The sequence below is a fragment of the Oceanobacillus phoenicis genome (assembly GCF_047238145.1).
Classification (GTDB): Bacteria; Bacillota; Bacilli; order Bacillales; family Amphibacillaceae; genus Oceanobacillus.
The window spans coordinates 132188-145030 of the sequence record NZ_JBDFME010000001.1; the positions used below are offsets into that span (position 1 = coordinate 132188).

Annotated in this window: 17 protein-coding genes; 7 read left to right on the plus strand and 10 right to left on the minus strand. The window is 34.2% G+C overall.

Features of this window, described 5'->3' with window-relative positions; genetic code table 11:
- Nucleotides 1-137: 137 nt before the first annotated feature.
- From ABC346_RS00740 to ABC346_RS00780, 9 genes are all read right to left on the minus strand, one after another.
- Nucleotides 138-260 (minus strand): hypothetical protein, encoded by a 123-nt coding sequence (locus ABC346_RS00740; RefSeq protein WP_269445911.1) that lies wholly within the window; start codon nt 258-260, stop codon nt 138-140.
- A 75-nt stretch (nt 261-335) separates the two neighbouring features.
- Entirely contained in the window at nt 336-947 is a 612-nt protein-coding gene (locus ABC346_RS00745) for a TetR/AcrR family transcriptional regulator (protein WP_413233071.1), read from the minus strand.
- Nucleotides 948-1100: 153 nt separating this feature from the next.
- Nucleotides 1101-1487 (minus strand): ectoine synthase, encoded by a 387-nt coding sequence (locus tag ABC346_RS00750; RefSeq protein WP_413233072.1) that lies wholly within the window; start codon nt 1485-1487, stop codon nt 1101-1103.
- Between the two features lie 15 nt (nt 1488-1502).
- Nucleotides 1503-2783: a diaminobutyrate--2-oxoglutarate transaminase gene (ectB, locus tag ABC346_RS00755; protein WP_413233073.1), complete on the minus strand. Its 1281-nt coding sequence runs from the start codon at nt 2781-2783 to the stop codon at nt 1503-1505.
- Nucleotides 2783-3340 carry a diaminobutyrate acetyltransferase gene (gene ectA, locus ABC346_RS00760; RefSeq protein WP_321166927.1) on the minus strand — a complete coding sequence of 186 codons (558 nt, stop codon included), beginning with the start codon at nt 3338-3340 and terminating at the stop codon, nt 2783-2785. The genes ectB and ectA overlap by 1 nt, the downstream gene beginning before the upstream one ends.
- Before the next feature lie 410 nt (nt 3341-3750).
- A complete protein-coding gene (locus ABC346_RS00765; protein ID WP_413233074.1) occupies nt 3751-4941 on the minus strand; it encodes a hypothetical protein in 1191 nt (396 codons plus the stop codon).
- Nucleotides 4942-4946: 5 nt separating this feature from the next.
- Entirely contained in the window at nt 4947-5777 is an 831-nt protein-coding gene (locus tag ABC346_RS00770; RefSeq protein ID WP_413233075.1) for a hypothetical protein, read from the minus strand.
- Nucleotides 5774-6463 carry an ATP-binding cassette domain-containing protein gene (locus ABC346_RS00775; protein WP_413233076.1) on the minus strand — a complete coding sequence of 230 codons (690 nt, stop codon included), beginning with the start codon at nt 6461-6463 and terminating at the stop codon, nt 5774-5776. Before ABC346_RS00775 ends, ABC346_RS00770 begins: the two co-directional genes overlap by 4 nt.
- Nucleotides 6464-6841: a GntR family transcriptional regulator gene (locus ABC346_RS00780; RefSeq protein ID WP_413233077.1), complete on the minus strand. Its 378-nt coding sequence runs from the start codon at nt 6839-6841 to the stop codon at nt 6464-6466.
- A gap of 228 nt (nt 6842-7069) precedes the next feature.
- Between ABC346_RS00780 and ABC346_RS00785 the strand changes: the two genes are divergently transcribed.
- From ABC346_RS00785 to ABC346_RS00795, 3 genes are all read left to right on the plus strand, one after another.
- The gene (locus ABC346_RS00785) at nt 7070-7504 is read left to right on the plus strand and encodes a hypothetical protein (RefSeq protein WP_413233078.1); all 435 of its coding nucleotides are present in this window, start codon (nt 7070-7072) and stop codon (nt 7502-7504) included.
- Between the two features lie 144 nt (nt 7505-7648).
- A complete protein-coding gene (locus tag ABC346_RS00790) occupies nt 7649-8458 on the plus strand; it encodes an exodeoxyribonuclease III (protein WP_413233079.1) in 810 nt (269 codons plus the stop codon).
- Nucleotides 8433-8843, plus strand: a complete 411-nt coding sequence (locus ABC346_RS00795; RefSeq protein ID WP_413233080.1) for a VOC family protein — start codon at nt 8433-8435, stop codon at nt 8841-8843. The genes ABC346_RS00790 and ABC346_RS00795 overlap by 26 nt, the downstream gene beginning before the upstream one ends.
- A gap of 101 nt (nt 8844-8944) precedes the next feature.
- Here ABC346_RS00795 and ABC346_RS00800 read toward each other — a convergent pair whose 3' ends face one another.
- Nucleotides 8945-9901, minus strand: coding sequence for an MBL fold metallo-hydrolase (locus ABC346_RS00800; RefSeq protein WP_413233081.1), 957 nt, complete (start codon nt 9899-9901; stop codon nt 8945-8947).
- Between the two features lie 151 nt (nt 9902-10052).
- Here ABC346_RS00800 and ABC346_RS00805 point away from each other — a divergent pair, with 151 nt between their 5' ends.
- The 4 genes from ABC346_RS00805 (at nt 10053) to ABC346_RS00820 (ending at nt 12596) form a co-directional block, all read left to right on the plus strand.
- Complete coding sequence (locus ABC346_RS00805; protein ID WP_413233082.1) at nt 10053-10505, plus strand: YueI family protein; 453 nt, start codon at nt 10053-10055, stop codon at nt 10503-10505.
- Between the two features lie 62 nt (nt 10506-10567).
- Nucleotides 10568-10813: a DNA alkylation repair protein gene (locus ABC346_RS00810; RefSeq protein WP_413233083.1), complete on the plus strand. Its 246-nt coding sequence runs from the start codon at nt 10568-10570 to the stop codon at nt 10811-10813.
- A gap of 110 nt (nt 10814-10923) precedes the next feature.
- A complete protein-coding gene (locus ABC346_RS00815; protein ID WP_413233084.1) occupies nt 10924-11448 on the plus strand; it encodes a type 1 glutamine amidotransferase domain-containing protein in 525 nt (174 codons plus the stop codon).
- A gap of 14 nt (nt 11449-11462) precedes the next feature.
- A complete protein-coding gene (locus tag ABC346_RS00820; protein WP_413233085.1) occupies nt 11463-12596 on the plus strand; it encodes a conserved virulence factor C family protein in 1134 nt (377 codons plus the stop codon).
- Nucleotides 12597-12843: the final 247 nt, after the last annotated feature.

Here is a 12843-nt window from a genome sequence, read left to right on the forward strand (position 1 = left end):
TACCATTTCTAGCATGAGTGCCACTTTCTCGTAAGATAAAGCACTTTTATCTTACCTATTTTTGCCACATATCCTCTTTTAGGGAAGATAACCTTTTATTAAAAAGAGCCCACCGTAACTACGTGGACTCCTGTTTTTTATCTTGTCATTGAACGAATATAGTCATATTGTACGGATAATTTCTCGCGTAATAAATGCTCTTCGTTTTTCATATAAATATCTTGTTTGTTATTTCGATATCTAAATAATTTCTTCAACATTACTATCACCTTCCTTTACTAAAATGACCGGTCAGTTTCTTAATATATGAGGAATCATCTAAAAAGATTCCAAATTTAGGCATTTGCTATTAAATATGTGATAAGCACTGCTTCCATTTCTTTAATACGTGCCTCTAATTTTGTTTCATCATAACCAATGACAGCGTGTAACCAAATTCCATCATGCAAGGACCAAAACATAGACGCAGCTGCTTCAGCATCAATTTCTTGCTTAATCTCTCCTATGTTTTGTCCTTGCTCAATAATCTCTTTTGTCAATCCAAACATATCGTCAAAACGTTCAACTAAAATATGTTGAACTTCTGGTGAGTCTGTGGAGTATAACCAAAACTCAACATGTACACGCATAAATTTTTTCTTTTCAAGGCTATATGGAATATCTTCTCGAATCCAATATTTCAGTTTTTCTAGTGGACTATCGATTTTTGCTAATTTAATAGTAAGCTCTTCTACCATTTCCTGCCGTTTTTTCTGAAGCAAATGAATAAATATCTCTTCCTTGCTTTTGAAGTAGTTGTAGACTGAACCCTTACTTAAATTAGAATATCTAACAATATCGTCAACTGTTGATGCATAATATCCCTTGGAAGAGAAACATTCTAAAGCTGCTTCTAATAAATGTTCTCTACGTGCTTCTTTTTCTTCATCAGAAATTCGCGGAGCCATGATTACACCTCTTTACAAAACTGACTGGATAGTTTATATAAATTGTAGTCCTTTTTCACACAATTTACAACCCTTTTGATTATCTTTTATTCTTTTATTTCAACAAAAAAGAACCCTCCTCCCTATTAGAAGTCAGGTTCTTAAAATCTTAAATTATTCAGTTAATAAAGGATAAACGCCGTCCTCATCATGTGTTTCCGTTCCTACTAACGCAGGGTTGAACACACATACCATACGCATTTGAGTTTTTGCACGTAAATAATGCTTATCATTATCATTTAATAGATACATCGTTCCTGGCTTCAACTGCCATACCTCACCAGTATCCTTTTTCTCTACTTCCCCTTCACCTTCAATGCAGTAAACTGCTTCAATATGGTTCTTGTACCAGAAATAGCTTTCAGTTCCTGCTTTAATAATTGTATCGTTAAGACTAAATCCAACATTATCTTTATTTAAAACAAAACGTCTACTTTCCCAAGTTTCGCCTTTTTGATGATCTTCTGTACCTTGAATATCCTCTAATGATTTTACGATCATGATTAAAACTCCTCCTTATTTCTCTAGTGCTGCTTGAATACTTTCTTCTAAGATGTCCATTCCTTTTTCAATACCATCTTCATCAATAATTAATGGCGGAAGGAATTTAACAACTTCATCCTTTGCTCCTGATGTCTCTACAATTAATCCTCGAGAAAATGCTTCCGCACAAATTTCACTTGCAAGTCCATCGACATGAACCCCAATCCCTAGCATTAATCCTCTACCTCTTGAATCCGCATTGAGTTGCGGAAACTTCTCTACAATAGTTTGCATTCTTTTTTGGAAAAGTGAACTCATCTTCTTAATATTTTGAGAGAATACATCCGTTTTCCAATTATTTAACGCTTCTGTAGCTGCTAAAAATGCAAGGTTATTTCCACGAAATGTACCGTTATGTTCACCAGGTCCCCATTGATCAAATTCAGGCTTAATCAATGTAATCGCCATAGGTAAACCAACGCCGCCAATTGATTTTGACAAGCAAATAACATCTGGATTAATTCCCGCCTCTTCAAAGCTAAAGAAAGTACCAGTTCTTCCACATCCTGCTTGCACATCATCAATAATTAATAGAATATCCCATTTTCTGCAAATCTCTTCTATTTTCTTCACCCATTCAAGGCGAGCAGCATTAATTCCGCCTTCTCCTTGAACTGTCTCTAAAATAAATGCTGCTGGTAGTGCTACACCACTTCCAGAGTCTTCTAGGAAACGTTCAATATATGCAATTGAATCTTGCTCATCTACATATTGATCAAACGGCATAGAAATTGCGTGATTTAATGGTATTCCAGCTCCACTACGTTTAAAGGAATTACCTGTAACAGATAATGAACCTATTGTCATTCCATGAAATGCATTCGTAAAGCCAATTACCGTATCTCGTCCAGTTACCTTACGAGCAATTTTTAAAGCACTTTCAACCGTATTCGTACCTGTAGGACCAGGGAACATAACTCTATAATCCATGTTACGTGGCTTTAAAATAATCTCATTAAATGATTCTAAGAATTTTTTACGCGGTGTGGTAGCCATATCAAGGCTATGAATGACACCATCATTTTGTATATAATCAATCATGACTTTTTGCATTTCACTTGGGTTATGGCCATAATTTAATGCACCTGCCCCAGCAAAGAAATCAATATATTCATTTCCATCTTTATCCCAAAGCTTATAGCCTTTTGCTTTTTCAAATACTACAGGCCAGCCACGGCTATAGCTTCTTACTGCTGATTCCATTTCTTCAAATGCAGTCATATCATTTCGGGCTTTATCAACAATCGTTGTCATTATATCATCCTTTTATTTTTATTTTTTCTCATTGGCCCTATTCTAAAAAGTAGTTCCTCTTCATGTTCTTCATCTTTAGCTGGAAAATGGTCTGTTTTAAAATAATCGCTAATTTTCCAGTTTGTATGAATCTTTCTCGCTAATCCTAGGAACAAGTAATTTGATGGTTTATTTGAAGGGGCAACTGTCGCCTCAATAAAATTAACCGACTCGTTCCACTCAAGTAATTGAAGTAGCATCTTGGTGGCTAATCCTTTTCCTCTTTGCGTTGAAGAAACGGCAACCTGCCATATAAAGAGGGTATCTTCCTTTTCAGGATGCATGAATCCCGAAATAAATCCGACAATTTGTTGTGTCTCTTTGTGTTCTACCACGATGGAAGATTCTGCAAAAACTTCACACCATAGTACATAACTGTATGATGAATTTAAATCTAAATTTCCTATCTCTCTGACTAGTTCCCAAACGGGACCCCCGTCTTCTTTTGTTGGTCTTCTAAAGTAATACTCATCCGTATCTACCTTTAACTTTTCAGCAACATCTAAAATCGTAGTGATGCTTTCACCTCCAAATTATTTGAACAATCACGTCTTTTAGAATATAAATAATTTGCCAATTCGTCAAAACGGATTAAACGTGATTAATAGCGATTAATGCCCATTCATTGGAATGAGCTCTGTTTAGATGCCATCGCTTTTTAATTAGTCCCAAATCATGCCATATAGTTTAAATTTTGGATCACCTAAAAAATTCCAGTTGAAAACTTCCTTATTATATAGCAGATTTTATATATACATAAAAAAATGGAGAAACCGTCTATTTCGGTTTCTCCTATTCATGGGTTGTTGGAAGTTGATCTATGACAAATATTGTCTAGATTCAATATAATATATGTGAATGATTGCAAACCCGCATCGTCACCTGTATCAATGCAAACATACATTTTTTTAGAAGCCCTCAGTAATAATTAATAAAATTCCATCAAATCTACATATACCTCTAAGTTTTCTTCTGTTGGATCATTTACTGTTAATTCTCCAGTAAATATATTATGACCGGTATCAATATCAGTAACGTTTAACGTAATTTTGTTTCTTCCTTCATTTGGAGAGTATAATAGATACGCATTTTCATCTCTCACTTCTAAGATTGGAATAGTATACTGATTTTCTACTTCCACGTCGCTTACTGTCTCCAACTCTTCTGTATCAATATTAAACAATTCAATACTTAATTTACCTTCTTCATTTTTTACAAATAAAACATTACCTTTATATAATACTGGACTAGAATTCTCTGTAATCATTTCCGGTAATTCTATCTGCTCTCCTGCTTCTGTGTCATATAATAATATTTTGTGAGTAGGATTTGTATTTTGGAAGTTTTGTGATTCAGAACTTTCTTCAATTAGATTATAAGTACGTTCCACAATTAGATAATATTCTTTGTTTTCTTGTATAAAACTATCTAAGAATTCTAGTTCAATATCCTTTTGCTTGTTGTTATTGTTATGTTCAACTATTTGTTTTTCTTCTATTATTTTTTCTTGTTCAAGGTCAATTCGAATCGATATATGATTCATAAAATGAAATCCATTTATACTTATTTCCTTTTCATAACCTAGATTGATATACAATTGATCATTATTGTACTCAATAGAATAAACTCCCATATAACTACTTTCTAAATGTTCCAACGGAAATTCCATCTTTTCAGTTTCATTATTTTCTTTGTATAATACTTCTACCACCAAGTTATTTTCCTTGATGTCTGCAAAGATTACATACTCATTTGTTTCTTCAAACAATTCAATAAATAATGGTTTCCCTCGCATAAATGATTTGTATTCATTTATATAATCATTTAATTGCTGGTGATTAAAAATAGTTAAATTCGAATCAATAAAATTAGCTCCTACAATTTCTTGCTTTAGATTATCATTTGATTTATTTGTTGATAGCCTATACATTACTGATTGATTAACTGTTGAGGTAGAACCTACAATGTCCATATTGTCTAATTCAGAATAGTTACCTGAAGTTTTTTTCCAATCTAAACCAATTGGAGTATGATCTATTTGAGCGTAAAAAGTTGTGATAATGACTGCAATTGCTAATAATATACTCCAAATACCCCAATACCTTTTTAAATTATTCATTTAGATCACACCCTTATTTTCTTATTCAATAAGTAGTTACTTAACCAAAGCGATAATCCACCAATCAGTATGAGTAATACACCTCGAATAAATTGAACTTCTGACCAATAAAAATAATAATTCGTTATGGCTTGGATTATGTCTGGAGAAATGAGTAATAGAATAATCGCCCCACCATATACAATAACCATACCAAAACCTAATAACCGAAAGCTTCTTTCCATGAGAATCATTGAAAAAATAACGAACATTAATATAATTCCTATAACATAATAAATAATAAAATCAACATAATAGGTTGGTATAAACAAGGACAGTGCCTGATTTCCTAAAATAATATCAGTTAAAGTCAAATCCAGACGAAAGTCTATCGGAACCAATAACTTTAATATAAAATGGAGCGTCGGTATCATTAAGATTTGAAGCACCACAAAACCAAATATAAATATCAATATAGAACAAGCTTTAGAAAAGAAAATATTCATTCTATTCGTAGGCAACATAAGTAACCGATACACAAAGGTATTCTTTCCAAACCAATCTCTATACCAGATGAAAAGCAAATAGATTAGTAAAGACACAACAACTAAAGCAATCGCACCTAAAAAGAATATATTATTAGTAATTTCGTGCATGGAAATTAACCCATTTTGGTTAATATAATCTGATTTGTTCATTAGACCTGAAAAATAATTATCCTCTAGATTATTTCTAAAAGACTTTGAAACAATAAAAGTCCCGATTATTTGAACGGCTATCAAGACTCCGGATAAAGCTAAAAATATCGGCAAAAATCGTCTAAATTCAAAGTTCACTAATTTCCCAAAATTCCTCAAGAGCGATACACCTCTCTCATTACGTCAACTACAGATTTCCCTTCATCTTCTCGCATTTGCTCCGTATTAAATTCTTTAACAACTACTCCATTATCTATTAAAATGGCCTTATCGATTAAATGTTCAATATCACTAATTTCATGCGTTGTAATGATAACTCCCCTGTCTTCCACGAGATGACTAGTAAATACCTCTGCAATTTGTTCTCTGCTAAAGATATCGATCCCGGAAAAAGGTTCATCCATGAGAATATAATCCACGTCCATTGCAAGTCCCAATAGCATATTTACCTTTGCCTTATTACCTTTAGAAAGGTTCATAATTCTTTCTTCACGATTAAGTTTAAAGAAGTTTAACATCTCATCCGCACGCTTTTGATTCCAGTTAGAATAAAAATCATCCATAAATATAAATGCATCTTTAATTTTCATTCTTGGCAACAGCGTAATGGTATCAGGAATATACGTAAGCTTTTCATACGTTTTCTTATTTAGAAGATTTCCATCGATGGTAATCTTCCCTTTACTAATTGGAGTAAGATTCATGATTGATTGAAGTATAGTTGTTTTTCCAGATCCGTTAATACCGATTAAACAAGTAATCGCACTCTTTTCTGCTTGAAATGTTATTCCGTTTAACACAGACTTTCTTCCAAATCGTTTATAAACATCATTTAGTTCAATCATTCAAATCCTCCTACTCATGACATCATATTGGTTCTTAATGCGTTCTATAATTTCTTCTTTAGACAAATGAATAGGTTCAACTGCCTTTAAAAATTGAATAATCGCATTATTGATAAGTTCTTCTCTAATACCTTCTATCTTATTTGTATCAGAAGTAACACAACTAGGAAGGTTCTTTTCTGTATATATCAATCCTTCTTCCTCCATTTCTTTGTACGCTCGTTGAGCAGTATTCGGGTTGATATCTAACTGACTAGCTAACTCTCTCCGTGAAGGAATTTCTACTCCTGGTCTTAGTTTTCCGGTTGCAATTTGTTCTTTTAGATGTCTCTTCACCTGAATATAAACAGGTTCTCGCTTATTGAATTGCAATTTCATTGCTTTCTCTCCTTCATCTTTGAAACCAGCAATTGGACTTATTTAGTGTATTAAGCGTATAATACACTCACACTGTATTATATGCTTAATACACTTTAGATACAAGCGAAATTTTAAATTTTATAAAAATTAATGTGCAGAAATCGGCATTTCCATTATTTTCATTGATTCAAAATCTAAATAAGATAAAATTGGTAATGAAATTCACAGGAGAGGGGGATACATATTTTGAAGAGATTACATACGACGATACTCTCAATAATATTCTTCAGTACACTTTATTCAGGGGCTTCTTATATACATGTTTCCCAACGTGCACCTAATACATATTACTTCGATTTTTGGGAGACATTTGTTTTTGTATTTATATTTAGCATTCCACCGTTTATTGCAGGTGCTGTTATATCTATAGTAATTGATCTGCTGGTTAAGAGAATGAGTATTTCATCGAATATTGCACACTATTTGTTACAACTAATTTTATATTCATTAGCAGCTTGCTTAATCATTGGTGTATTATTTGTATTGGATGATGGACCTTTTGATATGCTGGCATTCATGATATATCTTCTACTTGGAGTTATCGCAGCTAACATTTATTTACATATTCTATTAGCCCTTAACAAGATCCATAAAATATTAATACATAGATATAGCAAATAATCCGTTTTTCCCAATTTTTGTCTAAAGCCTTTCGACAACATATTTCCCGGGAAATGTTATTTTACAAAAAAGTCGTGTTTTCTACAGGTTAGAAACGAATTATGTTAAAATGACTATCAGATTAACGAGGAAGGAAGTACTGATATGCATTTTGTATCATGGAACGTGAATGGGATACGAGCTTGTGTTAGAAAAGGATTTTTAGAATTTTTTCATGAAATGGACGCAGATTTCTTTTGTATACAAGAATCAAAATTACAAGAAGGTCAGATTCAATTAGATTTAGATGGATATTACCAATATTGGAATTATGCGGAGCGAAAAGGTTATTCAGGTACAGCCATCTTCACCAAATGGGAACCACTTCATGTTTTCTATGGTTTAGATTCCAATAACTTCGAACCAGAAGGAAGAATTATTACTTTAGAATATGAGTCTTTCTATTTGGTCAATGTGTACACGCCTAACTCCAAGCGTGATTTAACCCGATTAGAAGATCGCCTTGAATGGGAAGATCGATTATTTGACTATTTAAAGGAATTAAATAAGAAAAAACCTCTTATTTACTGCGGAGATTTGAATGTCGCACATCATGAAATCGATCTACGAAACGACAAGACAAACCATGGGAATTCAGGGTTTACAAAAGAAGAAAGAAGTAAAATGACACGATTACTAGAGGCAGAATTTGTCGATACACTTCGTCATTTTCATCCTGAACAGGACGACATCTTTACATGGTGGTCTTATATGAAAACTATTCGTGAACGAAATATTGGATGGAGAATTGATTATTTCATCGTATCAAAACAACTTATTCCAGCTCTCAAAAAATCGGAAGTTCATTCTTCTGTATTAGGGAGCGATCACTGCCCTATCGGACTTGTAATAGATGAGAAACAATTAATGCAAACAGGAGTTGGAGAAGATGAGAGGACTTATACATCATATTGAAATTTATGTTTCCAATCTAAAACGATCACAAGAATTCTGGGGATGGTTATTAGTAGATCTTGGATATGCGCCTTACCAAGAATGGGATAAAGGCCAAAGTTGGAAGCTAGATCAATCATACTTTGTATTTGTCCAAGCTGAAGATAAATTTTTAGATATTGCGTATCATCGGTGCAGGGTCGGTTTAAATCACTTAGCTTTCCACGCGTCATCAAAAGAACATGTGGATGCACTTACAGAAAAATTGCATGAAAAACAAATCCCTATTCTATATAAAGATCACCATCCTTTTGCAGGCGGACCGAATCACTACGCTGTTTATTTTGAAGATCCTGACCGTATTAAAGTAGAAGTTGTCGCTCCTTCAAAGCCAATAACTGAGTAGTCAATTTCATAATTGCCAAGTTCCATAAAAAAAACCCAACATTAACCTTACTTTCGAGTTTGATAGAAGTTGGGTTTTTATCTTTATTTTATAGGAATACTTTATTTGGAAGTTTGTTTTTGTAAATAATCAATAATTCCTAACGCACTAACTTGTAAATCCAAGTTTATAATTGTATATACTTTATGGTCATCAGGTATACCTTTGTCCTGTAAGTCTGCTTGTACTTTACTTAATAAAGCCTTAGCTATTGCGTCATACCCTTTATCCTCGGCAATAGCTCTTTTGCCTTCCTCTACAAAAACATCTAGCCAAGATTCAACTTGATTAAACGTTTGATTAACTAAATCTGTCGCACCATAATGACCAAAATATATGTAATCCAAGTTTTTCTTACGCATTCGTTCAATAGAGGCTCTCATTGCAACAGGATCAAAATGATTAGGTGATGTAGTTGGCAGGAAATAATCAATACCATGTGGCATTAACTGTTCATAACGTATTCCTGCAGTATCCCCTGTAAACATTCCATTACTCACTGGATCATAAATTCCTATATGATGTCGAGAATGTCCTGGAGTATCCCAAAATTCAAGTTTACGATCTGGACCAATAGTCAGGTTGTCTCCTTCTGTTTTTACGATTATACGATTTTCAGGAACTGGTATAATTGGATCGAACAAATCAGAAAAACTTTCACCATAAATAGCTCTTGCTCCTGCAGCTAATTTTTTAGGATCAACTAAATGCCGCTTCCCGTTAGGATGCACAATTACTGTTGCATATGGACAAAGCTGTAATAGCCGACCCGTACCACCACCATGATCTAAATGAATATGTGTAAGAATTATATATTTCACTTCTGTTAAATCATGTCCTAACGCTTCTAGTCCTTCTTTGATATAAGGAACTGATGGACTTGGGCCTGTTTCAACAATCGTTAGTTCTTCTGCTTCCAACACATAAATACCTGTTCTACTCTCTACATCTAGATCATAACCGTCTATAAGTGAGATGCCATTACCTAAAAAAAGTGGTCTTTTATTACTTCGTTTCATTTCTCTTAGACCTCCTATCAGTTTGTATTCGGTTACTATTATAGTATCATATATGCTTTTTCCATTATAAAATTCTTTGATAGATTTTCTTTGTTTTTACATACACTAATGGTGTACATTAACAGTAATTATATATAAAGGATGAAAGCATATGACGAAGAAAAATGTAGATGACTTTTTACAAGAAGGTATGTATGGTACACGTTTACCGAAAGATGCTGAACGAAAACACTTTTTAGGCACATTACGAGAACGCATAATCCTTGCTTTAACCATTGGTGAAGTGATGTCCGATCGTGGATTAGAAAAATTAGAGCAAGAAATGAAGCAACATCCTAATTCCACATTATTAATGAATGGTAGCGTAGCTTATAAATTCTTAAAGCAAGAAAGAGATCTAGCCGATAAGTATAAGATTTCGCATACAACAATTAGTAATCAAGAACACCAAACAGAAATTGGAGCCGTGTTAACCTATAATCACGCAATCGATAAAGAAGATATTTATCTTTCTAATGACAAAGATCCTGAAGAAACAGACAAGGTAGAGGATAACCAGAAGAATCGAGGAATTGTCAAAAGGATAAAATCTTGGTTTAAATAATTTAATCGCTAATTACTGATAAAATTCTCCATCAAAGGAATACTATTGATGGAGGTGACGTAATGACACATGCATATCGATGTCCCAATTGTAAAACAAACCGCTCTAGATTTAACTTAATTGAACAGCATGCAACTCCTGTAAAGATGGATCCGCAAACTGGTGAAACAATTAATGCGTACACCGATCAAAATGTTGAAGTTTTTCATCAGCTATATAAAGGTCCAAAATTAAAAGTACAATGTGCTGCATGCGGACTTATTGAAGAAGAACAAAGTTTTATCAAATATGCGGATTATAACGGTTGATTTATTCCAACCGTTTTTTTGTTTAGCGATTACTTATTATTCCATAATCATTCTAATCGTCATCTGGCACTACGTCTGTTAAACTTATACATAGAATGGAGGAATAAACGATGCAATTACAAAATAAAAAAGTGTTAGCACTTGTTGATCATGATTTTGAAGATCTAGAATTATGGTACCCTGTCCTCCGGTTACGCGAAGAAGGAGCTCAGGTTGACCTTATTGGAAAAGAAGCCAATCATCAATATATTGGTAAGTATGGAGTGCCTGTAGTATCAGACTTTGCATTTACCGATGTAAATGATGCTGACTACGATGCGATTCTAGTACCTGGTGGTTGGGCACCAGACAAATTACGTAGATTTCCAGAAGTTCTTGATATGGTTCGTAATATGAACCAGGCGAAAAAACCGATCGGTCAAATATGTCATGCTGGATGGGTGCTTATATCTGCAAATATCCTTAATGGTAAAACAGTAACAAGTACTCCTGGGATTAAAGATGATATGACAAATGCTGGAGCAACTTGGGTTGATGAACCTGTGGTTGTAGATGAGCACTTAGTATCAAGTCGTCGCCCGCCAGATTTACCAGATTATTTACGAGAATTTATTAACGTATTAGCAAATAAATAGGGGGGACATTGGTTATGAAGATTGTTTCTATTGAACCAACGCCTAGCCCACATTCAATGAAAATTAATTTGAATGAATCACTACCTCCAGAAGAAACGTATAATTACAATGAAAATGATGATTTGAGTAATGCACCTAACTATATACAGGATTTATTTTCACTTACAGGTGTTAAGAATATTTATCGAGTGGTAGATTTTATTGCATTAGCAAGACATCCAAAGACACCGTGGGAAGAATTATTGCCACAAGTACGTGAAGTTCTGGGTACAACGGAAGAGATATCAATTCCAAATGTTAACCCATCCATTGAGCAAGATGGTTTTGGGGAAGTCCACGTCTTTATACAGATGTTTCTCGGTATTCCAATGCAAGTAAAGCTTGAAGAAGATGATGAAGAGAAACGTTTTGGACTACCTGAGATTTTCACAAATGCTGTCATGGATGCTTCCCCAGCGTCTACAAATGTAATTATGGATCGTAAATGGGTGGAACAACACCCGAGATATGGTGATATGAACGAAATTGGCGAAGAAGTTGTTGAAGAACTAAAAGCAAGCTATGACGAAGAAAGACTTCAAATGCTTGTAAACTTGGCATTCCAAACGGATAAAACAGAACAGAATTCTGGCTATTATCAATCCGTACCTATTGAAAAGTTAGATGATCCTAATTGGAAAAATCGCTATGCTGCTTTAGACCGACTTGATCCAACTATTGACGATTTAGATCTGTTAGAAAAAGCACTTCACGATGAAAAATCATCTATTCGACGTCTAGCAACCGCATATCTTGGGATGATTGAAGATAAAAAAGTGTTGCCATTGCTCTATTTAGCTTTAGAAGATAAAGCTGTTAATGTAAGACGAACTGCTGGTGATTGTATTTCTGACCTTGGATTTGTAGAAGCCACACCAAAGATGATTACGACATTAAAAGACAGAAGCCGAATAGTTCGTTGGCGTGCGGCCATGTTCTTATATGAAGTTGGAGATGAATCAGCTATTGCTCCGCTTCAAGATGCTATCGATGACCCTGAATTTGAGGTGAGAATGCAAGTAAATATGGCGCTCGAACGTATTCAAGGTGGCAAGGAAGCCCAAGGGTCGGTATGGCATCAAATGACACAAGCTACAAAAAAAGGCTGATTATCGAATCAGCCTTTTTCATCGTGAATCGTGATAAAGCGGAATCTCATTGAGTGGAGGTTTTCATACTACCTCCTCAGAATGCAAGTACCTCAAGAACATGACCTAAAGGCCATTGAACAGAATCGGAGATTTACGGGCAGTTTATCCTACTTATCCTCCAAGCTTAGCCTCATTGTCTTCGAAGTCCATGTATTACTGCCTGTTACATGCGGGATAAAAGTACTCTTTACGTAAAGAAAACGTT

What these genes read in the sequence shown, in the direction of transcription:
- ABC346_RS00740 (WP_269445911.1), bottom strand. Translation starts at nt 260, where the DNA reads ATGTTGAAGAAATTATTTAGATATCGAAATAACAAACAAGATATTTAT.
- ABC346_RS00745 (WP_413233071.1), bottom strand. Translation starts at nt 947, where the DNA reads ATGGCTCCGCGAATTTCTGATGAAGAAAAAGAAGCACGTAGAGAACAT.
- ABC346_RS00750 (WP_413233072.1), bottom strand. Translation starts at nt 1,487, where the DNA reads ATGATCGTAAAATCATTAGAGGATATTCAAGGTACAGAAGATCATCAA.
- ectB (WP_413233073.1), bottom strand. Translation starts at nt 2,783, where the DNA reads ATGACAACGATTGTTGATAAAGCCCGAAATGATATGACTGCATTTGAA.
- ABC346_RS00765 (WP_413233074.1), bottom strand. Translation starts at nt 4,941, where the DNA reads ATGAATAATTTAAAAAGGTATTGGGGTATTTGGAGTATATTATTAGCA.
- ABC346_RS00775 (WP_413233076.1), bottom strand. Translation starts at nt 6,463, where the DNA reads ATGATTGAACTAAATGATGTTTATAAACGATTTGGAAGAAAGTCTGTG.
- ABC346_RS00780 (WP_413233077.1), bottom strand. Translation starts at nt 6,841, where the DNA reads ATGAAATTGCAATTCAATAAGCGAGAACCTGTTTATATTCAGGTGAAG.
- ABC346_RS00790 (WP_413233079.1), top strand. Translation starts at nt 7,649, where the DNA reads ATGCATTTTGTATCATGGAACGTGAATGGGATACGAGCTTGTGTTAGA.
- ABC346_RS00795 (WP_413233080.1), top strand. Translation starts at nt 8,433, where the DNA reads ATGAGAGGACTTATACATCATATTGAAATTTATGTTTCCAATCTAAAA.
- ABC346_RS00800 (WP_413233081.1), bottom strand. Translation starts at nt 9,901, where the DNA reads ATGAAACGAAGTAATAAAAGACCACTTTTTTTAGGTAATGGCATCTCA.
- ABC346_RS00805 (WP_413233082.1), top strand. Translation starts at nt 10,053, where the DNA reads ATGACGAAGAAAAATGTAGATGACTTTTTACAAGAAGGTATGTATGGT.
- ABC346_RS00810 (WP_413233083.1), top strand. Translation starts at nt 10,568, where the DNA reads ATGACACATGCATATCGATGTCCCAATTGTAAAACAAACCGCTCTAGA.
- ABC346_RS00815 (WP_413233084.1), top strand. Translation starts at nt 10,924, where the DNA reads ATGCAATTACAAAATAAAAAAGTGTTAGCACTTGTTGATCATGATTTT.
- ABC346_RS00820 (WP_413233085.1), top strand. Translation starts at nt 11,463, where the DNA reads ATGAAGATTGTTTCTATTGAACCAACGCCTAGCCCACATTCAATGAAA.